General features: G+C 36.1%; 20 protein-coding genes. 12 read left to right on the top strand and 8 right to left on the bottom strand.

Annotated features, from left to right (window positions below; genetic code table 11):
- Positions 1-140: 140 nt before the first annotated feature.
- Positions 141-3,008, bottom strand: coding sequence for an aminomethyl-transferring glycine dehydrogenase (gene gcvP, locus GNP81_RS13460; protein ID WP_155673774.1), 2,868 nt, complete (start codon positions 3,006-3,008; stop codon positions 141-143).
- 23 nt (positions 3,009-3,031) lie between these two features.
- Positions 3,032-3,412, bottom strand: coding sequence for a glycine cleavage system protein GcvH (gcvH, locus tag GNP81_RS13455; protein ID WP_012534636.1), 381 nt, complete (start codon positions 3,410-3,412; stop codon positions 3,032-3,034).
- A 315-nt stretch (positions 3,413-3,727) separates the two neighbouring features.
- Between gcvH and GNP81_RS13450 the strand changes: the two genes are divergently transcribed.
- The 3 genes from GNP81_RS13450 to GNP81_RS13440 all read left to right on the top strand — a co-directional run bounded on the left by GNP81_RS13450 (position 3,728) and on the right by GNP81_RS13440 (position 6,643).
- On the top strand, positions 3,728-4,336 hold the full coding sequence (locus GNP81_RS13450; RefSeq protein WP_196582694.1) for a helix-turn-helix domain-containing protein: 609 nt from the start codon (positions 3,728-3,730) through the stop codon (positions 4,334-4,336).
- A 65-nt stretch (positions 4,337-4,401) separates the two neighbouring features.
- On the top strand, positions 4,402-5,520 hold the full coding sequence (gene gcvT / locus GNP81_RS13445; RefSeq protein WP_155673773.1) for a glycine cleavage system aminomethyltransferase GcvT: 1,119 nt from the start codon (positions 4,402-4,404) through the stop codon (positions 5,518-5,520).
- 439 nt (positions 5,521-5,959) lie between these two features.
- Positions 5,960-6,643: a MaoC family dehydratase gene (locus GNP81_RS13440; RefSeq protein ID WP_012535323.1), complete on the top strand. Its 684-nt coding sequence runs from the start codon at positions 5,960-5,962 to the stop codon at positions 6,641-6,643.
- Between the two features lie 101 nt (positions 6,644-6,744).
- Here the strand turns inward: GNP81_RS13440 and GNP81_RS13435 are convergent, their stop codons facing one another.
- Entirely contained in the window at positions 6,745-7,641 is an 897-nt protein-coding gene (locus GNP81_RS13435; protein WP_155651938.1) for a chemotaxis protein, read from the bottom strand.
- Positions 7,642-7,779: 138 nt separating this feature from the next.
- On the opposite strand from GNP81_RS13435, the gene ppiC reads away from it, so the two are divergent.
- Positions 7,780-8,058, top strand: coding sequence for a peptidylprolyl isomerase PpiC (ppiC, locus tag GNP81_RS13430; RefSeq protein WP_005422988.1), 279 nt, complete (start codon positions 7,780-7,782; stop codon positions 8,056-8,058).
- A gap of 77 nt (positions 8,059-8,135) precedes the next feature.
- Here ppiC and GNP81_RS13425 read toward each other — a convergent pair whose 3' ends face one another.
- Entirely contained in the window at positions 8,136-9,440 is a 1,305-nt protein-coding gene (locus tag GNP81_RS13425) for an inosine/guanosine kinase (protein ID WP_005422987.1), read from the bottom strand.
- 460 nt (positions 9,441-9,900) lie between these two features.
- On the opposite strand from GNP81_RS13425, the gene GNP81_RS13420 reads away from it, so the two are divergent.
- A complete protein-coding gene (locus GNP81_RS13420) occupies positions 9,901-10,944 on the top strand; it encodes a GMP reductase (protein ID WP_155673772.1) in 1,044 nt (347 codons plus the stop codon).
- Between the two features lie 160 nt (positions 10,945-11,104).
- On the opposite strand, the gene GNP81_RS13415 is transcribed toward GNP81_RS13420, so the two are convergent.
- Positions 11,105-12,136, bottom strand: a complete 1,032-nt coding sequence (locus GNP81_RS13415; protein WP_155673771.1) for a phage integrase — start codon at positions 12,134-12,136, stop codon at positions 11,105-11,107.
- A 180-nt stretch (positions 12,137-12,316) separates the two neighbouring features.
- Here GNP81_RS13415 and GNP81_RS13410 point away from each other — a divergent pair, with 180 nt between their 5' ends.
- The 3 genes from GNP81_RS13410 (at position 12,317) to GNP81_RS13400 (ending at position 18,408) form a co-directional block, all read left to right on the top strand.
- A complete protein-coding gene (locus GNP81_RS13410; RefSeq protein WP_155673770.1) occupies positions 12,317-13,480 on the top strand; it encodes a DNA cytosine methyltransferase in 1,164 nt (387 codons plus the stop codon).
- A gap of 63 nt (positions 13,481-13,543) precedes the next feature.
- Positions 13,544-16,573, top strand: a complete 3,030-nt coding sequence (locus tag GNP81_RS13405; protein ID WP_155673769.1) for an ATP-binding protein — start codon at positions 13,544-13,546, stop codon at positions 16,571-16,573.
- Entirely contained in the window at positions 16,570-18,408 is a 1,839-nt protein-coding gene (locus GNP81_RS13400) for a response regulator receiver domain (protein ID WP_155673768.1), read from the top strand. The genes GNP81_RS13405 and GNP81_RS13400 overlap by 4 nt, the downstream gene beginning before the upstream one ends.
- 66 nt (positions 18,409-18,474) lie before the next feature.
- On the opposite strand, the gene GNP81_RS13395 is transcribed toward GNP81_RS13400, so the two are convergent.
- Positions 18,475-19,071, bottom strand: a complete 597-nt coding sequence (locus GNP81_RS13395; protein WP_196587354.1) for a phage repressor protein CI — start codon at positions 19,069-19,071, stop codon at positions 18,475-18,477.
- 98 nt (positions 19,072-19,169) lie between these two features.
- Between GNP81_RS13395 and GNP81_RS13390 the strand changes: the two genes are divergently transcribed.
- Both GNP81_RS13390 and GNP81_RS13385 read left to right on the top strand, forming a co-directional pair.
- Complete coding sequence (locus GNP81_RS13390) at positions 19,170-19,382, top strand: hypothetical protein (protein WP_155673766.1); 213 nt, start codon at positions 19,170-19,172, stop codon at positions 19,380-19,382.
- Between the two features lie 121 nt (positions 19,383-19,503).
- Positions 19,504-19,770: a phage regulatory CII family protein gene (locus tag GNP81_RS13385; protein WP_155673765.1), complete on the top strand. Its 267-nt coding sequence runs from the start codon at positions 19,504-19,506 to the stop codon at positions 19,768-19,770.
- 192 nt (positions 19,771-19,962) lie between these two features.
- On the opposite strand, the gene GNP81_RS19470 is transcribed toward GNP81_RS13385, so the two are convergent.
- Both GNP81_RS19470 and GNP81_RS13375 read right to left on the bottom strand, forming a co-directional pair.
- Positions 19,963-20,556 carry a CatB-related O-acetyltransferase gene (locus tag GNP81_RS19470; protein ID WP_186809326.1) on the bottom strand — a complete coding sequence of 198 codons (594 nt, stop codon included), beginning with the start codon at positions 20,554-20,556 and terminating at the stop codon, positions 19,963-19,965.
- A gap of 308 nt (positions 20,557-20,864) precedes the next feature.
- Positions 20,865-21,062 (bottom strand): hypothetical protein, encoded by a 198-nt coding sequence (locus GNP81_RS13375; protein ID WP_063647735.1) that lies wholly within the window; start codon positions 21,060-21,062, stop codon positions 20,865-20,867.
- A 321-nt stretch (positions 21,063-21,383) separates the two neighbouring features.
- On the opposite strand from GNP81_RS13375, the gene GNP81_RS13370 reads away from it, so the two are divergent.
- Positions 21,384-22,697, top strand: a complete 1,314-nt coding sequence (locus GNP81_RS13370; protein ID WP_236798241.1) for a GGDEF domain-containing protein — start codon at positions 21,384-21,386, stop codon at positions 22,695-22,697.
- 89 nt (positions 22,698-22,786) lie between these two features.
- The gene (locus tag GNP81_RS13365) at positions 22,787-23,443 is read left to right on the top strand and encodes an NAD(P)H-dependent oxidoreductase (protein ID WP_063662816.1); all 657 of its coding nucleotides are present in this window, start codon (positions 22,787-22,789) and stop codon (positions 23,441-23,443) included.
- Positions 23,444-23,482: the final 39 nt, after the last annotated feature.

Here is a 23,482-nt window from a genome sequence, read left to right as displayed (position 1 = left end):
GTTTATAAATTAGTGAGTTACATCATGATTACTGTTATTTCACCGTAACAAAAGGGAAAGGAATTATTCATTTTTTAGATAAAAAAATAGACAAACATATGCTTGTCTATTTTATATAGATAGGTTGTTAGTGGTGAGTGTTACTCTTCGTAATTCTCAATGCTTGGACAAGAACAAATCAAGTTACGATCACCATATACATTGTCTACACGGTTGACGGTAGGCCAGTATTTAGAATCTTTTGATTGTGATGATGGGAAGCATGCTACTTCACGAGTATATGGATGTTCCCAGCTATCAGACATTAAATCGACTTGTGTGTGTGGCGCATTAACAAGTGGGTTGTTGTCTAATGGCCATTCACCTTGCTCAACCTTATTCATCTCTTCACGAATCGCTATCATCGCATCACAGAAACGATCCAGTTCCGCTAGGTCTTCAGATTCCGTTGGCTCAACCATTAAGGTTCCAGCAACTGGGAATGACATGGTTGGAGCATGGAAACCAAAGTCCATTAATCGTTTTGCAATGTCTTCTTCACTGATGCCTGTCGTCTCTTTTAATGGACGAATATCAATAATACATTCGTGTGCAATACGACCATTGGTACCACGGTATAACACAGGGTAGTGAGGGCGTAGGCGTTCCATTACGTAGTTGGCATTTAATATCGCCACTTTTGTCGCTTCAGTCAGACCCATTTCACCCATCATAGCAATGTATGCCCATGATATTGGTAAAATAGAGGCACTGCCTAAATCCGCAGCTGAAACAGCATAATCCGTTCCCTGAACACCGTTTTCAGTGTGGCCCGGAAGGAAAGGTGCAAGGTGTGATTTAACACCAATAGGACCCATACCCGGACCACCACCACCGTGTGGAATACAGAAGGTTTTGTGTAGGTTTAAGTGAGATACATCTGAGCCGATGAAACCTGGGCTTGTTAAACCAACTTGCGCGTTCATATTGGCACCATCAAGATACACTTGACCACCAGCTGCATGTACCATATCGCATACTTCACGTACTTGCTCTTCATATACGCCATGCGTAGAAGGGTAAGTGATCATGATGCTTGATAGATTCTCTTGATGCTTTTCAATTTTTTCAGCGAGATCGATCATATCGATATTGCCGTTTTCATCGCATTTAACCACGACAACTTTCATTGATACCATAGATGCAGTGGCAGGGTTAGTACCGTGTGCAGAGCTTGGGATTAAGCAAACATTACGGTGAGCGTCACCACGGCTCTCATGGTAACGTTGAATCGCAATTAGACCTGCGTATTCACCAGAAGCCCCCGAGTTTGGTTGCAATGAAAACTCATCATAACCTGTGATTTCACATAACATGGATTTTAGTGACGTTGCTAGTGTTGTATAACCCGCAGCTTGGTTTAGTGGTGCGAATGGGTGAATACCACCAAACTCTGGCCATGTAACAGGCAGCATTTCTGCAACGGCGTTTAATTTCATGGTACAAGAGCCTAGTGGGATCATGCCATGAGTTAAAGAGAAGTCTTTGTTTTCCAGTTTTTTCAAATAACGTAGCATTTGTGTTTCACTATGGTACGTATTAAATACTGGATGAGTTAAGAAGGAAGACGTTCGTTGACAATGTTTAGGAATGGCAGCAAATTCATCTTTTCCTACTTCAGCAGATAAAGTTTCACATTCCGCGTTATCGATACCAAATACCGCTAATAGAGTAACGAGATCCGAAACCGTGGTTGTTTCATCAAAACTGATCCCTAATTTTGTATCAAATTTGCGTAGGTTAATACTTGAAGCCAACGCTTTTGTATACAAAATATCTGTCTGTTGTTCAGTTTTAACGGTTAAGGTATCAAAGAAATGTTGGTGCTCTAGCTCAAACCCTGCTGTTTGTAATGCTTTTGCCACAATAGCCGTAAAGTGGTGGACACGACGAGCAATGGTTTTTAACCCTTCTGGACCATGATACACGGCATAAAAAGAAGCCATGTTCGCCAGTAATGCTTGAGCGGTACAAATATTCGATGTCGCTTTCTCACGACGAATATGCTGCTCACGAGTTTGCATTGCCATACGAAGTGCTTGATTGCCTTTAGAATCAATCGAGACACCAATGACACGGCCCGGCATTGAGCGTTTTAATTTTTCACGTGTCGCCATAAATGCGGCGTGAGGACCACCGTATCCCATTGGCACACCGAAGCGCTGCGCACTACCAATCGCAATATCGGCACCCATCTCACCAACAGGTTTAAGTAGGACAGACGCTAACAGATCGGTTGCAACAACAACGAGTGTTTTCTTGGTATGAGCCTGAGCAATAAGATCAGTAAGATCTTTTACTTCACCGGTTGTGCCCGGGTATTGCAGTAGGGCACCAAACACATCATGAGAATCAAGATTTGATTCATTATCAACAACCACATCAAAGTCGATGAACTTTGCACGAGTTTTGATAACCGCTAAGGTTTGTGGGTGTACATCATCAGCAACGAAAAAGAGATTACTTTTGCTTTTTCCGCCACGCTTACATAGGGTCATAGCTTCTGCTGCTGCCGTTGCTTCATCAAGTAGGGAAGCGTTAGCAATCTCAAGTCCGGTTAAATCCATCACCATTTGTTGATAGTTTAATAAAGCTTCTAAACGACCTTGAGATATTTCAGGTTGGTAAGGAGTATAAGCGGTATACCAGCCCGGGTTTTCCAAAACATTACGTAAAATCACATTAGGTGTGTGAGTATTGTAATACCCTTGGCCGATATAACTGGTATTGAGTGTATTTTGTTGAGCGATCTGTTTTAACTCAGCAAGCATGGCATTTTCTGATAAACCATGAGGGAGTTGCATTGGCTGAGGCAAACGAATTGAGCTTGGAACGGTTTCTTCAATTAATTGTTGTAACGTTTCAGCACCAATTGTGTTAAGCATATGCTGATGTTCAGAAGAAGCAGGTCCATTATGGCGACGAATAAATTCGTTATCCGTGCCTAATTGTTGAAGAAGCTGACTCATTATCTTAATCCTTTTTGTGATTTTTATTCTTCGTCTAGGCTTTCAAGATAAGTGTCGCTCGGGATTAGGCTTTCTAGCTCAGATGAATCAGAAAGCTTAATACGAGCAATCCAACCGCTTTCGTACGGTTCTTCGTTTACTTGCTCTGGACTGTCTTCAAGCTCTTCATTGATTTCAACAATCACACCAGTTACTGGTGAGTAAATATCCGATGCAGCTTTAACTGATTCAACGAGTGAGAATCCTTCACCGGCGGTTACTTCATCATCAACATCAGGTAAGTCCACAAATACAACGTCACCAAGTAGACCTTGAGCGTGATCGGAAATACCAACCGTTACTGTACCGTCTCCATTGTCACGTACCCATTCGTGGCTTGCTGTAAATTTAAGATCTTTTTCCATGATACTTCTCCAGAGTGAATTGCATTAAGCAAATAGCGTTAAGCGAAATTGTATAAAATAAAACCAAATAGAGTGTTATCTGTATTAATAACAGCCATCACATTACATTCGATAAACATACAAGTGTGAAATGCAACATTCAACGATGAAGTTTCCAATAAGAAACTTTGTTTCCTTTTTTGCTACCTAGCGCACTATTTAGACATTGTTGTTTCCTTTTATCTCGCAATTTCTTTCAGTAAAGTGAATATTAATAAAGCAATTTGGATGATTCATAAGCACAAGGAGCGCTATGTGAGCGCAGAAAAAATAAACATGCAGGAAGCTAAAATCGTTAAAGTTGAGAAGAATGGCGAAGAGCAACCGATTGCTCCATTAGATCTTGGTCAAAGATTAAAAGACATACGAATTCAACTTGGTTTAACACTCGAAGAAGCAAGTAAGCGAACTGGACTTGCGCGTTCAACCTTGTCAAAAATAGAAAATGAACAGATTTCACCTACGTTTCAAGCGTTACAAAAATTAGCGACGGGATTGGATATTGATATCCCACAAATTTTTGAACCGCCGAAAATAAAAGGAGCGGCAGGGCGACGGGATATTACATTAGCAGATCAAGGTAAGCCTCATCCAACAGCAACCTATGAACATGAGTTACTTGCCACGCAATTATCTAATAAAAAAATGGTGCCTTTTAAAAGTCGAATTCGAGCTAGAGATTTTGATGCGTATGCAGAATGGGTTCGTCACGATGGTGAAGAGTTTTTATTAGTACTTGAAGGTGAGGTCTGTTTTTACAGTGAATTTTATGAACCAGTAAATTTGATGGTTGGAGATAGCGTTTATTACGACGCAAGTATGGGACACGTATTAATATCAATCAGTAAAGAAGATGCTCAAATTCTTTGGGTAACAGCAAAATAGAAACATAGCTCAACACTTTTTATAACGACAAATTCAGCCATACATCGGCAAATGGAGATAGAAGAATGTCAGAACAATTACATAAAACGGCACTTTACGAAATTCATGTAGCAGCTGGCGCAAAGATGGTGCCATTTGCAGGATATGAAATGCCTGTGCAGTATCCACTTGGTGTAAAAAAAGAGCACCTTCATACTCGTAATGCCGCTGGTTTATTTGATGTATCGCACATGGGACAACTTAGACTTAAAGGAAAAAATGCAGCCGCGGCATTAGAAGCTTTGGTTCCTGTAGATATTATCGATCTTCCTTCTCAGAAACAGCGATATGCATTTTTTACTAATGATAATGGCGGCATTATGGATGACTTGATGGTAGCCAACTTTGGTGATCATCTGTTTGTCGTAGTAAATGCGGCGTGTAAAGAACAAGATATTGCGCACTTAGCAGCTAATTTACCTTCTGATGTCGAAATAGAGGTTATTGAAGATAGAGCTTTATTAGCACTTCAAGGCCCACAAGCTGCCGACGTATTGTCACGACTTCAGCCATTTGTGGCTAATATGCTATTTATGGATACTGCTGTGGTAGAGATCAATGGTATTGAATGCTATGTCAGCCGCTCTGGTTATACTGGCGAGGATGGATATGAAATATCAGTACCAAATGATAAAGCAGCAGAATTAGCAGAGACCTTAACCTCATTTGAAGAAGTGGAATGGATAGGTTTAGGTGCTCGTGACTCATTACGCTTAGAATGTGGTTTGTGTCTGTATGGACATGATTTAGATACGACAACGACACCAGTAGAAGCTAGCCTTTTATGGGCAATAAGTAAAAACCGTCGTGCTGATGGTGAACGTGCTGCTGGTTTCCCTGGTGCTGATGTTATTTTAAAGCAGATTGAAACAAAAGATGTAAATCGTAAACGTGTCGGTCTTGCTGGGCAAACTAAAGCGCCTGTGCGTGAAGGATGTAAGCTTTATGATGCGGATGATAATGAAATTGGCATTGTAACGAGTGGTACAGCGGGGCCAACAGCAGGGAAGCCTGTATCAATGGCATATGTACGAACCGATCTTGCGAGCCTTGGCACTGAAGTATTTGCTGATGTAAGAGGAAAGAAACTTCCAATGACGGTTGAGAAGATGCCATTTGTTCCTCAGCGTTATTATCGCGGATAATTAATAACGACAAGAAATGTTTGATCGTTTGATGATCATAAATAAGTTCGAGTTACTTGAAAAACCTCTGTATTTATTGCTGAGGTTTTTTATTGATTTTAAGAATGTTTAACCTAAACTAATTTGCATGAATTATCAGAAATGCGATTGAAAACTCATAATTAGAGCATAATAGCCACTAAAATAAGTGTGGAATTAGTGTGTATTTTAACGCCTTTCTATGATGTTTTTGCTGAAATATGAGCATTACTTCTCATAATGGATTTTTTTTGAACAGTGTTCATTATCGATAGTTATTTGTTTAATAAAGAAAAAGTTGATTACAGCGAACAAGTGTAAGCTAGGAAAAGATTTGCAAAAAAACGTGATGTGTAACACAATTACGCAATCTGGCTATTAAGCATTGTTTTTACGATTAGATATCAAATAAGGTTTCTCTATGAAGGTTGTCGATTTTCTAAAGCATAAGCGTGAATATCTTGCGAAACATCCGTTCGAGTTGAAAGACTGGATGTCACCGACCATATATGATTACTGGATTGAATTTTTAAATAAAGCCAACAATATTCACATTATTTCGTGGGTTAAAGAGCATAAACGTACTGTTAATGGACAGGCGCAAGAAGCTGTTCAGCCTGAGCCAATTGAAATGAATTTAGAAACACAAACCGTTTTTGAAGAGCTAACAGCTCGTTTAGGTGAAGAAATTCACGTTGGCGATTGGTCATTAATGGATCAAGAGCGAATTAACAGTTTTGGTGCAGTGACAGAAGATCCACAATGGATTCATACGGATCCAGAGAGAGCAGCGGCAGAATCCCCTTTTAAAACCACTATCGCACACGGCTTTCTTACGCTTTCTATGTTATCAAAACTAACAGATAACGTTGGTAGTGATAACTTACTGTTTCCAACAGCGAAAATGACTGTTAACTACGGTTTAAATAAAGTGCGTTTCCCATATCCAGTTAAAGCGGGTAAGCGTATTCGTGCAAGAAGCACACTGATGTCAGTGACACCAATCAAGCGTGGTTTAGAGATTGAGACAGAAGTTAAAGTTGAAATCGAAAAGTGTCGTCGCCCTGGGTGTGTAGCTGTATCGGTAATTCGTCTGTACTTTTAATTCTTTAATTTTAAGTAATAAACAAAAATATAAAAAACCGCATTATCCTAAGGTAATGCGGTTTTTTGTATGTGTAAGTTATTTTTGTATGCGTAGGTTAATTAAGCAGCTCGGTTGTTGTGGTTTGCACCACGCAGCATCGCTTGAACTAATTCCGTCGCTTCAAATTTTGTTAGGGCTTCGTGAGCACCGACTTGGTGTGCTTGCTCTACACAGATCTCACTTGAAAGTGAGGTATGAAGAATGACATAAGCATCTTTTAGTCGATTGTCATTTTGAATCTCAAAAGCCAATTCATACCCATCTAACCCGGGCATTTCTATATCACTAACGACTATATTGTATGCTCTTCCTTCATCCGAAGCTTTTTTAAGTATTTCGTAAGCATCTAAACCGTTTGTTGCAACATCATAAGGGATATTAATACTGTCGAGTGCAGTTGAAAGCTGTTTACGTGCAACAAAAGAGTCATCAACTAATAGTATGTTTAACGGTTTTAGCTTCTCTCTCTCAACGTCCGCTAAGATAGGATATAAATTAGAAGTATCTTCTGGATAGATTTTTGATAGTAACAGCTCAACATCGAGTAATTGAACGATTTTATCTTCAACTCGTGTAATACCAGTAACAAAAACATTAGAACCAGCGGTTGGTGGAGAGGCTTCAATTGCTTTCCAATCACATTCTATTATTTTATCGATAGATCTGATTGCGAACCCAACAACAGTACGCATGCAATCAGTGATGATGATATAACAGCTATCAAGCTCTTCTTTTTGTAGCGGACGAAATCCAACCGCTGCTGCCATATCAATAATTGGTATCGCCATATTTCTTATGGTTGCGGTACCTAAAACATGATGGTGAGAATAGGGGATAGATGTGAGAGGCTGGAAAGGTACGATCTCACGAACTTTCAAGGTGCCAATAGCAAACCGTTGTGAAAGCGTGAGTTTGAATAGCAGCATACCTTGCGATTGATTCGCCTTGCTTTTCATAAGTGATAGCCTTTTTATGTTCTTTTATAAAGGGGATTGTAGTTTTTTTGAGACGGTTTTTAAAGGTGAGACTATCAATTATGGCGATATAAACGATATAATTGCTATAAATCGTTATTTAAACTAATTGAGGCATTCATGGCGAATACTGCAGCTGCGTTACACATTCTTGTTAAGCATAAAGAACAAGCAGAAGACATTATCCAACAGCTTAAAAAAGGCGCTAAATTTCACGTATTAGCGAAGAAGTATTCAAGTTGTCCTTCTGGTAAAAGAGGCGGTGATTTAGGTGAATTCAAGAAAGGTCAAATGGTTCCTCAATTTGATAAAGTGTGTTTCAGTGGTGAAACTCTGGTTCCGCACTTAGTGAAGACTAAATTTGGTTGGCACGTGGTTAAAGTATTGTACCGCACTTAATTTATATTAGGGCTATATATACAAAAAATCCGACGTTTAAGCGTCGGATTTTTTATGAATAAACCATACTAATGGGATTAACGTTCCCAGTATGCTTCTTCTAAGCAATCTTCACGCTCTGGCATTGAATTAGACAAGCGAGGAGAGTGTTGAGTTAATACTTCATAACTTGCACGGTTAGAGTATTTACAAATTTGAGAGAAAGAAGAATAGGTTAAATACTCAGCATCATGCTTGCTTGAATTTGGCACATTCTCTTTATGGTAGAAGTTTGCAGCCATATCATGCAATAAAGCTGATAATGCAGCATCACCAGCGCCATTTGTATTTTTAATCTCAACAGGACCGCCCATGTATGGAGCAATGTGAGAAGATACTTTAATTGGCTTTTTACATAACGCTTTAACCATTGGGCGACTGTATTCGAAGCGGTTAAATTCAGGAATGTTACCAGGTAGAAGAGGCTTACTTGTTTCGCGTTTAATACTTTCTTCTGTGAAACCAGCCATGTATAGGCCGATAGGGCCAGCAGTACAAAGAACTAAATCAACCCATTCTAAAGCTTTATCTGCTGCTAGTAGAGGATCTTTCTCACCAGTAAGTGCTTCTGCTTCTTCTTCATTCATCGCAACAACAGTTACGTTTTCTTTTAAGAAGGTTTGCCACCATTCTGCTTTGCCTTCGATAACGTATTTAGTACCTAAAGTAAGAACCACTGGAACGTTATGAGATTTTGCACAATCGATAGCTTTACGCACTGCATCCATCATAGGATCACCTTCTTTACCACGAACAAGGTAAGAAGAAATCACTAGTGCAGATGCTTTTTCAAAAATATGCTCTGGAACATGAGTAGGGCACAGTTGGTTCATGTCGCCTTCGTTGATCGCAAACGTACGTTCACCATCTTCAGAAATTAACGTGTAACAACGGCCAATTGGGCCTTGAACTGGCTGTAGGTAGTCTAAATCCATACGGCTTGTTGTGTTACATAAGTAACGATAAGCGTAAGAACCAATTTTGATATCTTCACTCATAACACCTAAAAGAATAGATTTGCTATCAGCAAGGACAGAATAGTTATGAAGTGTATTACCAATAGTATCGCCAGGATACTCATGACTGATCAAGTTTCTTTCAAATAGCTCTTTATATAAAGCTTCTGCTTTTGATTCTTCAAGAACTAATGAATGACCTTTACTTAATTGATGACGGTTTAGAAAGTCATCGTCTACTTTTGCTTCGATATCTACGATTGTTTGACCAACACCGATAAGATGAGTGCGTTCAAGTTTAGGCGTTTGGTTGATTTGATTCACTAGAGGATCGCGAGTGTGAACTGGAAAATAGTGTTTAGACTTACGTTGGCCAGGAAACTTCATGTATTAAAGATCAGTTAATGAGTGAATTTTCCGTGAGTATATCACATTAAATTCGATATCCATTCATGAAAATAGTAAAAAAATGAGAAGTTGATCAAGGTAGACTTTGGTTAGAAATAGCAAACGTTTACTTTTGAACATAAAGTTACGTATTTTGGCTAATTCTACTTTTTTACAAAACTCTAGATAAGTGGTAATTCTCAGGGTAATAATCTAATTTTTAGTGTGGAGTAGTGCAATTAACTATTTCGTAGTTTTTGTTTGCACTTTAATCGATGATATCACAAAAAAAATAGAATTATCAGACTTGCTAAAAAGGTTTCTGGGCCTATAATACTGAAAACCGGAGCGCCTGCCAGCGCCCCGGTTTTTTTGTGCCTGCTATCTTGGTTTGTTAACTGCCTTCTGCCAAAGGCAACAAGAGATAGTAGAGCCTTATCGATAAGACGAGGAATTTATCATGCGTATCGAACAAGAATTAAAGTTAGGCTTCAAAGATGTACTGTTTCGTCCTAAGCGTTCAACGCTGAAAAGTCGCTCTCAAGTTGAATTAACCCGCGATTTTACATTCAAACATAGCGGACGTCAATGGTCTGGTACACCTGTAATTGCAGCTAACATGGATTCTGTAGGTAGCTTTGCAATGGCGAAGGCATTATCTGAGCATGGTGTAATGACTGCTGTACATAAGCACTACACTGTTGCTGATTGGGCTGAGTTTATTAAAGAGAACGATGCTTCTGTTCTTAAAAACGCAATGGTTTCTACTGGTACTTCAGAAGCTGATTTCCAAAAAACTAAAGACATCATGGCATTAACTGATGATTTAATCTTTATTTGTATTGATATCGCGAATGGTTACTCTGAACACCTAGTTCAATATGTTGAAAAAGTGCGTGCTGAATTCCCTGATAAAGTGATTTCTGCGGGTAACGTTGTAACTGGTGATATGGTTGAAGAGCTTATCCTTGCTGGTGCAGATATTGTAAAAGTAGGTATCGGCCCAGGCTCTGTATGTACTACACGTGTTAAAACAGGTGTTGGTTACCCACAACTGTCTGCAATTATTGAATGTGCTGATGCTGCTCATGGTCTTGGCGGTCGTATTATCGGTGACGGTGGTTGTTCGTGTGCCGGTGACGTATCTAAAGCGTTCGGCGGCGGTGCTGATTTCGTAATGCTTGGTGGTATGCTAGCTGGTCACGAAGAGTCGGGTGGTGAAGTTATCGAACAAGATGGTAAGATGTTCATGAAGTTCTACGGAATGTCTTCACAAAGTGCGATGGACAAGCACTCTGGTGGTGTTGCTAAGTACCGTGCTGCTGAAGGTAAAACTGTTCTATTACCATTCCGTGGTTCAGTTCATAATACGATTTCTGACATCCTTGGTGGTGTGCGTTCAACTTGTACATACGTAGGCGCAGCGCAGCTTAAAGAGCTAACTAAGCGTACTACTTTCATCCGAGTACAAGAGCAAGAGAACAACGTATTTGGTAAAGAGTGATAACTCACTTTTTCTCAAATAATGAATAATTTAGGGTCGCAGTTTGCGGCCCTTTTTTGTATCTAAAATTAGCAAGTGGCGGCAAAGTGGCGACAGTTATTTTGTTTTAATTTTCTAGTTAAAATTGAATATGCACTCTTTAATCAGAAAAATGCATAAACTATAAATTTGAGATAGGGTTCTTTGCTATCGCTTCAGTAAGGTGATCTGGTGCAAAATGAGCATAACGCATGGTCATTTGGATATCAGCATGACCAAGAATGTCACGTAAAACTAATATGTTTCCACCATTCATCATAAAGTGGCTTGCAAAAGAATGTCGTAAAACATGAGAGGCTTGGCCAGCTGGTAAATCTATACCTATTTTATGCTTTAAAATGTAGCAAAAAGGGGTATAGCACTCTTCAAACAGTTTTCCTGATGTTGGTTTATGGATTTCGTTATATAACTTTTCACTGATAGGAACAGAGCGAATTTTCTTATTCTTTGTATTGGTATAAGTGATCTTAAACTTAGAAAGCTGATTACCAGTTAATTGTGCTGCTTCATTCCAACGCGCACCAGTAGATAAACACACCTTTACTATCTTCAGCATATCTTGGCGTTTATGTTCAGATACTTTTCTAAGGAGTAGGGCGATCTCTTCTTTTGCTAAAAAGCTCATTGGTCTTTCATGATCACGAAATGGCTTAATACTATCTAATGGGTTGGGGCCTTTCCATTCACCTAGCTCTTTAAGCTTTTCAAATACTGCTTTAAAACGAGCTAATTCAGAATTTAATGTGGCAATACTTGGTGCGCCTTTCTGCCATTTATTATCGACAAAGATAACTTCACCAGCCATTCGTTTACAGCGAAACTCTGCATAAATTCGTGATGTAAATGTAGAGGCAACAGGATCACCCATAGCTTTAACCATGTGCTCAAATTTTTGATAGATAACTTGGCCATTTGATAGGTTTGTACCGTACATAGTAAACCAGATTTCAATGAGAGCAGATAAACGGCGATGCTCAGGCTTATCACCAAGCCAAGGTTTATCATCAATTTCTTTCATTATGTATTGCTCAAAGGTAGTCGCTTCACCTTTGGTAGAAAAGCGCTTACGAATACGCTTACCTTCGCGGCCAGTAGGGTAGCACTCGCATAACCAAGGTTTCTTTGAATTGTCTTTTAAGTTGCGGATAGTCATAGTAAAACTTATAATGCTGTTTTTTTATACAGTATACGTGGTGTTAATTGTTTAACAATGTTTTATATCGTATAAATAGTACATAAAACGGTCATATAATCAGCGTTTAATTTGAGTAAGAATGGTAATTATAAAATAACTCGGTAGAATGTGTCGGCTAGTAATTTGTAGGTATTTTTAATGACAGTAAAAGCAATAGATTTGTTTGCCGGCGCAGGTGGTTTTACTCTTTCAGCTCACAATGCTGGAGTTGAGGTTGTGGCCGCGATAGAATTTGATAAGGCAGCTGCAAATACTTATAAAGAAAATTTTATCTTGAAAGATAAAAAACAGATTGAACTCCTTAATGAAGATATTAATTTAGTTGACCCAACTGTTTTGAGAGAGTCTCTACATTTAAAGGCTGGAGAACTTGATTTAATACTTGGAGGTCCACCGTGTCAAGGTTTCTCAACTCATCGAATTAATAATGCAGGTGTGAATGATCCTAGAAACGCACTTTTGTTACGTTATTTTGAATTTGTACATGAGTTTCAGCCAAAAGCTTTTTTAGTTGAGAATGTAGCAGGTTTATTATGGAAGAGGCATAAAGATTTTTTAGACAAATTTTTGCTGCTTGCAGAGAAAGAAGGTTACGAAATAACGTTTTGCGGTATTTTAAACGCCAAGGATTTTGGTGTGCCTCAGAATAGAAAAAGAGTTTTTATACATGGTGTTAGAAAAGATATAAAAATCACTTCAAATTTTCCACCAGAAGCAACTCATTTTTCACCAACATCAGGCACAGCACCATATTGGAAAACTGCGTCAACAGTTTTTGAAGCTGTACCTGAACAATATTTAAAACGTTTCGTTAAAGAGTATTTCTTAAAGAAAACGAAATTAACTGAAGAAGAAGCTTTAGATTCGTTGCGAAAATTAGAGTTTGGTCTTGAAGTTGATAAAAACGATCCATGTAATGTGTTTATGAAACCAAGCGATATGATGGTGAAACGCTTTGCAGATACTCCGTTGAACGGTAGTCGTGAAGATGCAGGAGAGCAACACAGACTTAGATGCCACTCTAATGGATATAAAGGCCATAAAGATGTCTATGGCCGAATCTTTATACACCAACCAAGTAATACGATTACTACAGGTTGTAATAACCCATCGAAAGGACGTTTTGTTCACCCGTGGAAGAATCACGGTATAACCCTTAGACATGCAGCAAGGTTTCAAACTTTTCCCGATGACTTTGTGTTTTATGGTTCATCGACAGAGCAGGCCAAGCAAATAGGTAATGCGGTCCCCCCATTATTGGGACTAATCCTCATAAATACTATCTGCTGTGGATTGAATTGAAAAAAGTGCCTACAATGTGAGGCACTTTTTTTTGTATATAACTTACTGAGATAATAATTAATAATGGCTAAAATGACCGTCAGTGCTAGAGCTGTTGATATGTTAGGTCGGCAGCAAATTGCAGGTATCCCAACAGCTATCCATGAGCTGTTTAAGAATGCGCATGATGCGTATGCAAAAAATGTAGAAATTGATTATTACCAAGAACAAAAACTCGTAACATTACGAGATGATGGGATTGGAATGACCGAGAATGATTTTATAACAAAGTGGCTTACTGTTGGTACTTCTAGCAAGTATGGTGTGAATAGAAAATCAGAATTTATTCCTGAAGGAATGCTTGAACGCCCTTTAATGGGTGAAAAAGGTATTGGTAGATTAGCGATAGCTTCTATCGGCCGCCAAGTTTTGGTTTTAAGTCGTGCGGAACGTAAAGATGGTTTACATGATTTGGTTGTCGCTTTAATTCACTGGAGCCAGTTTGAATTACCTGATATTAGCTTATCAGATATAACTATACCAACTAGAACTTTTCCACAAGGTGTTTTACCTAAAGTAGAAGATCTTGAAAGTATGACAAATGAATTACTTGATAGTCTTAAAAGTTTAGGAAATATTATTCCTGATAATGTTTTTGAATTAATTAGAAATGATTTATCTCGTTTTTCATTTTCGCCTGAGATTTTATTTAAAAATTTACAAAAAGAAACAGAAGCTAATTGGACCAAATTAACATCTAAAGAAAATTTAGATGTTAATTTACCGAAGCTTGATGGTATTGGAAGAGGCACACATTTTATCATTATGCCTTCAGAAGAGATACTTGATCTTGATATTCAAATAGATGAAAAAACAGGGACAACTGAATTACAAAAGATACTTGTTGGATTTTCTAATACATTATCAACAAACTCGACGTTTAATTTGAAAACGAAGTTTCGTATTCATAACAATACAAATTCTTCAGAAGAGCTTATTGAAGAAGGTTTTTTTACACCCGAAGATGCGAAAAATGGAGACCATTATGTTGAAGGAGAGTTTGATGAATATGGTCAATTTAAAGGCTTTGTAACAGTTTATAAATCAGAACCTCAAGAACACATTATAAATTGGAATAAGAATTTTGGTACTAAAACTCGCTGTGGGAAATTTAAAATTAAATTTTCTTATATACAAGGTTTGCCATCAGAAACATTAGTTCCAACTGAGGTTTATACCGATATAAAGTCTAAATTAGGAATGTATGGTGGCTTGTATTTATATAAAGATGGTATTCGAGTTCTACCTTATGGAAAACCTGAATTTGATTTTTTAAGATTCGAAGAAGAGCGCTCAAAAAATGCAGGAACAGCTTTTTTCTCTTATCGGTTAATGTTTGGTTCTATCGATATTTCTCATGATGTTAATATCAATTTAAATGAGAAGGCTGGACGAGAAGGGTTAATTGAAAATATTGCTTATAATCAATTTAAAGCAATTTTAAAAAATTTCTTTTCTCAACTTGCTAGTGATTTTTTCCGTAGTAATTCAGTTAATGAACGATTTTCAGAAGTAAAAGAGAAATTAAAAAGTGATAATGATCGAGAAAAAGCTGCGTTAGCTAAAAGAAAAGAGGCAATTAAAGAAAAGAAAATAATTTTTAAAAATGAAATTGATGATTTTTTTAAAGCTTACGATAATAATGATTTTATTTTATTAGCCGATGATATTAAGTCTTTTACTCATAAAGAGCTAGAAAAAATTTCTGAATCTTGGTCGGATAGAGAAAAATATAAATTTATTAGTGATTTAAGAATAAAGTTAGACATAAAATTAACTGAGTGTATAAAGAAATCAAAAATAACTAAACCAAATATTGGGTTAAGTGAAACCCTTACAAAGGAATGGAGTAGTTACCTTCAAACAAAAGAAAAATTGAATGAGGATGTAATTATTCCATTAAAGACATTTATTGAAAATAAAATTAGGAATTATCTCAGAGATAATGATTTATCTTTTAGTTTAAGAGAACGTGTTACAGGTATTTTAAATGAGGATAAAAAGCTACTTAATAATAATATAAAAAGATACAAAAAAGAATTAACGAGCAATGTTGCAGAGATTGATTCTGCTATAAAAAATAAAACAAAAGAACGAACTGTTGAGTTAGGTAATACACTATCCTCAGTAATGACTGAAATAAACTCTACTCCTATTGATATTTTACCCGATAATGAATCTTCAATATTAATTGAAAAGTGGGAAAAAGAAATTGAAGATATATATATTCAAACTGATGAATATTTTATAAAAATGCGCGATGCCATTGAATTTATCGCAAATGATTTAAAGTCTGGTGAAACAAATTCAATAGATACACTTATTGCTTTAGAGAATGAAAATGAACAGGTAAAGGGATCTCTTAATCAGTATTTTGAATTTGCTCAGTTAGGGATGTCTTTAGGCATAATTCAACATGAATTTAGTAGTACAGCTCGAAATGTACGTAATTCAATTAAATCGTTAAAACCTTGGGCAGATAAAAATCCTAAATTAAATTCACTTTATTCGAATATATCACATAGTTTTTCTCATTTAGATGGCTATTTAAAAATGTTTACTCCTCTAAATAGACGGTTGTATAGAAGCAAAGTAGATTTATCTGGAAAGGAAATCGATAATTACTTAAAAGATATATTCGAGGAAAGATTAAAAAGACATAATATAAATTGGAATGTTAGTCATGAATTTACTATAAGTGTCACAAAAGTATTTCCATCAACATTTTTACCTGTTTTTATTAATGTTGTTGATAATGCTATATATTGGCTTAACTCTCAATCATCTAAAGATAACCCTAATAAGGTGATATCTTTAGGTGTGGGATTTGATGGATTAACGATTTCAAATAATGGTCCAGCTATAGCTACAATTGATAAAGACCGAATCTTTGACTTTACTTTCTCAAGAAAAGAAAGTGGCAGAGGTATGGGACTATATATAAGTAAAGAAACTCTCAATAAAGAAGAGTTTGATATTCAGTTGGTTAATGGAGAAGAAAGTCAAACATCTCCATGCTTTGTAATAAAGCAAATAAAGTTGGAGAATGAATGATGAGCGCTTTTAAAGAACATTGTAGCGAAGTTGTCAAAGAGTATGTGCAAACTGTTTTAATTATAGATGATATGGCTGGGCTTAGCAGTTCTCTAGACAATTCCGAAGTATTAGATATTCCAGAAGTTGTTGACCCTTTATTGCCTCAACCTACAGCGTTAGTTCACGTTGCTGAACCTAGTAATAACGATACAGGTTCGAGTCATCAATTAAATGCTTTAGAATTAACAAATGCGTTTTATGAGAAGGGGATTATAGCAGGATTGTATCAGCCAGTTATCGTTGATGGAGAAGATGTAAATGAATTTGCTAGTAAAGTTGAAAAAGTAGCAGCGGCAGCAGATATACTTATTTTGGATTGGGTTTTAAAGGATAATGATTCTCGTTATAGTCAATATATAATAAAAAAAATAATAGAGTTAGATAGATCTTCTGGTGGGAGAATGAGGTCTATTATTGTTTATACGGGAGAAAGAGATTTAAACCAATTAAAGGATGGATTATTAGCTTTTTTGGATGATTCAAGCTTAAATGCTAAGGATAGCTATCAGATTTCATCAGATAATTTATTAATATCATTTTATAATAAATCCGATTCTGGTGGTGATGTTACTCGAGAAACAAACGAAGCAGATTTACCTGATGTAGCTTTAAAAGAATTTTCAGTTTTAGTTAATGGCTTAATTCCTGCTTTTGCTATGAAATCGGCTGCTGTAATTCGTCAAAATACAGGTAGAATTATTAATCGTTTTAATCATCAATTAGACACTGGATATTTAGCCCATAGAACTTTGTTACCTAATCACGAAGATGCAGAAGTATTTATGCTGGAAAATTTCATTTCTTATTTAAGAAATTTATTAGCAATAAATAAAGTTGATAAACTAACTCTTAACCAAGAAATGGTCTTAAATTGGATTGATAATAATCATGAGCAACTAACTAAGACCTTTAATTATAAAAATAATGATTATACTTGTAGCAAAGAGCAAATTAAAAAACTATTAAAGAACGGTTTTTCTATGAATGCGAAAGACACTTTAATTGAGGTGTTATCGACAGAAAAAAAAGCGTTAGACGTAATATCTAGTAAAAAAAATACTTTAAATTTAATCCAAATTTTAAATAAAATTAAAGATGGTATATCTATTGAAGATAGTTCGAAAATTTTATCGATATTAACTTCGTTCCGAAGAAGTTTTGATGATTTGATTTCAAGTGTAGAACTTCCTTATTTGACTCAAGGTTCTATTATATATGACATTACAAATAATGATTTCTTAGTATGTGTTACACCTAAGTGTGATACCGCAAGGGTTGAAAGCTCTCGTTTATTCTCCTTCTCAAAATTGACTAGATTATCAAAAACGCAAGAATTTGATTTGATCCTACCAATCCCTGAAAGTATTGAAGATCAAATTAATTCTGATTTTAATACGAATAAAGAAGAATTAATATCTAGCGTTGATTATGATGTTTATTCAACTGATTTAGATATTAGTTTAACTAATAGTTCGAATCATAAAGAATTGATGAAATCTTTATCAAAAATTGATAATTATTTTGATGATAAAAGAATTTTTGTAAAAACCGAAGTGTCTTTTTATGATTTAATTCATATTGAATTTGAAGGTTCAACGGTTAATCGAGTAATGCCTATTAGAAATTCAGATGGTCTTATAGAGTTTTCTGCAAAGAATGTGGAAAAAAAATATATTTGGATTGGTGATCTAGAAGATTTAGATATACAAAAAAGAGTTAGTAACCTTGTTGGTAATTTGAATCGTATTGGTACAGATGAAGTCGAATGGTTACGTAGGCAATATCAAAAATAAAGTCTATGGGAGGCATAAGCCTCCCATTTTTATTAATTAAAGATATTAATTAATAATTTTTTAGTGTTATCTTTTTCCCATTACTATTACCACACGGCCAACTACCTTAATATCATCTTCTTCAACATTGATAGTAGAGCCATTAAAACTGATCGCTAACTTTTTACCCGGTAGACGTTGTAATTCGTTGATTGAGAACGAACCATCCATATCAATTAAATACTTTCCAGATGTTGCATGTGTAGACTCTTTATCAATAAGCAGTCTTTGAGAGTCTTCCTTTACTAATATTAGATTTTCAGTCTCTAATTCTTCACTGATGCTCATATCTAAAACAAATGGATTTGTTTCTTCTAAGATTCCTGAACGTAATCTAAAGCTTTTAATCGATGTTGCATTTGCAATTTTGGATTCTTCACTTTCAGGAAAAGCTTCGCCAATACCTAATGCAAGCCACTTCATTGACACACCAGTTTCCAAATGAATGCGAATTAGCACTTCAAAAGGAGTCATGTTGCGCGTATTCCATGTCGAGATTGTAGATCTTGGTACGCCTATTACGTCAGCAAGAGCTAGTAAATCTCTACTTTTCGTCACATTTTTTAGGTTTTCTACGACATCTCGACCAGATAAATACTCTGGAGCTTCAATTTTAGCTTGCATAAGTTGCATTCTCGATCTAAAGTTGCATTATCAACTCGGGCGGAGTTGTACGGTTGCAAACAAAGTTAAACAATACGATAACCACAAAGGATACCATCATGTTGTCATTTCAAATAGTTATTCCTGCACCTTTTATGACGTTAGATGAATATTCTCGTCATTCAGGTATGCCGAAACGCACTCTTAAAGATTGGGCTGCACAAGGTAAATTGATCCTTAAAAAGAAAGCCTTACCTAAAGAAACCCCATTAGTAAACGTAATTGCAATGCAAGAGCTTGCTACTCGTGAAGCTCTTAGCTACTTGAGTTAACGCTATGACTAATCAATCAAATGAAAACAAACCAACAGTTTTGGAAATTACCGTTGCAATTGTGGTTTTGTTTTCTCTTGGCTTTGTCATTTGAGTATCGGACAGATAGAGGAATAGCTCAATGTGCGATTTACGTGAGCCTAAACAAAATGCTTTTGACAACGCATGCTATGCGTTTGCTGATTCTGAAAACATGGAACAAGTTGCGAAGCGTTGCGGAATTAATCCAACAATACTGCGCAACAAATTGAACCCTGAACAACCACACAAGTTAACAGTAGGGGAGTTAATCGCTATCACGGAAGAGAGCGGTAATTACTGCATCATTAATAGCCTTTTGCTTAGTCTCAATATGGTTGGTGCAAGAGTCGATCTAAATGCAGGCTAAGAAACCTTAATTAAATGAGTTGTTTGACAAAGCACATAAAAGCGTTAGTAATTTGGTGTCCTAATAAATGAGAGCAAGAGAACAACGTTTTCGGTAAAGAATAAGCGGTAAAGAGTGATAACTCATTTTTTCTGAAATAATGGATAAGTTAGGGTCGCAGTTTGCGGCCCTTTTTGTGTACGTAGAATAAAATTATATGGTAAACGTTTTTGGATGGTATTTTTTGATGCTATTACTATCAACTAACTGTTTAAAATCTCGAATAAAGTCATTAATATCAGAGTCTAATGGGATAGATTGGAAGTCTAAAAAGTCATATTCCCACCATTTTATATCTAATAAGTCGTTAATCACTTCTTCTTTGAAACGGTACTTTATAATTTTACTTGGGATCCCGCCAACAATAGCGTAGTCAGGAACATCTTTAGTTACGACTGCATTAGCGGCAATAACAGCACCATTACCAATTGTAATTCCTGGTTTTAGTACTACGTTAGCTCCAATCCAAACGTCATTCTTAATGATGATGGGGTGTGGAACGTAGTCTTTATTTTCTTTTAATGACCCTTGTTGTAAACCAGATAGTGCAAACTCATCATTAGAATAGGTTACAGTACTTGTCGTAAAACGATGTAGAGGGTGTTGGTAGCCTAAAATAGTCACATCTTTAGCGATTGAGCAGTAACGTCCAACGATTGTACTTCTTTCAAGTTGACTATAACTATACGAGTATGCTCCCATACTCCATAATAAATAGCCGGCACGAAACGCAACGTTTTCTTCTATTTTTAACGAGGATGGTAGCCTAACTCTTTGGAATAGAGATAGCCTCGGAGGAAGAGTTACTCTATTGTTTTTAAATTGTTTTCTTATTCTGAAACCAAATGTTACACGTTTAAACATATATAAAGTCAATTATGCGAGATGCTTCACATTATATTATGAATAATGGCATTGTTAAAATAAAATTATAAAAAACATATGAAATGTGAGCGATGAAGAAACAATAGGGCGTGTAGCGGTATTTGATATGAGGTTTTAAAAAATGGGTGAACCTATCAAACAATAGGTCCATTTTGCTACAGTTATATTAGTTACATGAAGTATCTTTCGCCATCAATAACCCAGCTGCCAATGACATTAGAATCTTTCAATTCTATTTTCACTTCCGTCATGTTTCTTGCGCCTTTACCTAGTAACTCAGAATATAAAGCCTCTGCTTCTTTCTCTGCTGTTGCTAAACCTGTAGCACCAAACTCCTCAGGTACTTTAAAAACAAATTCAGGTTTCATAATTACTTCTCTCCTTTTGATAACAATACATTAAAACCCTAGCATACATTTTCAGCTAAAATGGCAACTTAGATCACAAAAAATGCGCTTTTTTGTATCGTGATGTTTCGATGAGAATTTTAACTTATGTTGTAAGTTTTGTTTTTAATTGTTGTTTTAATGAATTAATTTTATGTTTATATAAATTAAATGAATGTTTTTGTGGGTGGTTATGTTAGGTTTTCTCTAATTGGAGACAATGTCTCACTTTATAAAAAACAAAGATTGATTCCTTTTATTGTTGCTATATATTTCGCACCTTTTACTACTCAAAGAATGACAATGCTAAGACGATTAATGTTGCCACAATTAAAAAGCTATATTTTTATTATTTTGAAAATGTGGACTTTGATCTTTTGCGTTTGTTTAGTTTGCTATTTTTTCTTCAATGTCATTTCAGTGAATCGATTAGAGCGTGAAATTGTAGATGACTACAAAAGTGTCTATTCGATAAGTCGACGTTTCTCATCTTATTATAATAATGCAACAGCTATCACATTAGATGAAGGGCGTTATTTTAGGAATGATGTCACTGTTGTTGTTACTCGAGATACAGAAGTTAAGGTTTTATCTGAAGGGATAAGTAAATTACGAACTGAGTTAGAGAAGCTCATTGGCGATAATTTATGGACAATCGCTGTCTTCCAGAACCCATCGAGTTATTTTCATTTAGATCCGATCAGAGATAGCTATGAGCAATTTTATGAGAAGATAGAGGAAGATAACGTTATCGCACGCATTGTAGATAATGAAAATTTAAAACAAACCTATCAATCTTTTTATGGTTGTAACCTGAAGTTGACGGAAAAGTACATAGAAGATGGTACGGGTGAGAATATTCGCTCGATATATTATCCTATCTATAATAAACGACATTTAGATGCACTGTTAGTCGTTGATATTAAAGCATCACTTTTACATGAGAGAATAGAGCACTATAACAAGATCAAAAATATGGTCGTGAACAGTCAAAACAAAAATAATTTATATCAAAAATCGGCTTATCTCCCATGTTCTGAGTTAGACCCATTTACATTAGGGATAAACCTTGTTGATTTAATAAAGAAAATAATTTTTCCTTCGTTATTCATTACCTTAGTTTTGTTTGCAATTGGTTATAATGTAAAGCGTAGTAAGTTTTTGTTGCAATATGATACGATGACAGGGTTTTATCGTCGTGACTTTTATGAAAAACGCCTAAAAAAAATGAAGGCATTTTCATTGTTGATTATTGATATAGACAACTTCAAACAAATTAACGATACCTATGGCCATAAGAAAGGTGATGAAGTTATTCAACAAATTGCGCAACGTATTTTAGCCTCAGTAAGAAGTAATCAAGATTATTGTATTCGTTGGGGGGGAGAGGAGTTTATCATTTTGTTGGACTCGGTTAGCGTTACGAATTCAGAAGAAAAAGCCGAAAGAATACGAGCAGAGATAGAAAAAGAGTTAATTGCAGATCTGCATGTAACAGTATCAATTGGTGGTGTTGTAGATGATGACACGACGTTTTCAGATGCATACAAACGTGCCGATGCTGCTCTATATCAATCTAAGAATAACGGACGAAACCGTGTCACTATGGCAAATTAAATATTGAGTGTGCCTTGCTTGTTGACATCATAAGTTGTGCAGACAAGAATGTCTGTGGATTAAAATTTCAACAAGTAAGGTTTATTATTATGACGCATCCAATTATTCATGATCTTGAAAATCGTTATACATCAAAAAAATATGACCCATCAAAGAAAGTATCTCAAGAAGATTTAGCGGTTTTACTTGAGGCTCTGCGTTTATCTGCTTCTTCAATTAACTCACAGCCTTGGAAGTTCATTGTGATTGAGTCTGATGAAGCAAAGCAACGTATGCATGATTCATTTGCAAATATGCACCAGTTTAATCAACCTCACATCAAAGCGTGTTCTCATGTGATTTTATTTGCAAATAAGCTTTCGTATACACGAGATGATTATGATGTGGTTTTATCTAAAGCGGTTGCTGACAAGCGTATTACTGAAGAGCAAAAAGAAGCTGCTTTTGCTTCGTTTAAGTTTGTAGAATTGAATTGCGATGAAAATGGTGAGCATAAAGCATGGACGAAACCTCAAGCTTATTTAGCTCTTGGTAATGCTTTGCATACATTAGCTAGACTGAACATTGATTCAACAACAATGGAAGGGATTGATCCTGAATTACTCAGTGAAATTTTTGCTGATGAATTAAAAGGGTATGAATGTCATGTTGCTTTAGCCATTGGTTATCATCATCCAAGCGAAGATTACAATGCTTCTTTACCTAAATCCCGCAAAGCATTTGAAGATGTAATTACCATTCTTTAGATTCTTAATGTTTGAGATAAAGAAAAGCCAGCGGTTATG

Source organism: Aliivibrio fischeri (assembly GCF_009727955.1).
GTDB lineage: Bacteria > Pseudomonadota > Gammaproteobacteria > Enterobacterales > Vibrionaceae > Aliivibrio > Aliivibrio fischeri_A.
Note: the sequence above shows the minus strand (reverse complement) of the source record. Positions and strands in the feature narration are given on the sequence as shown.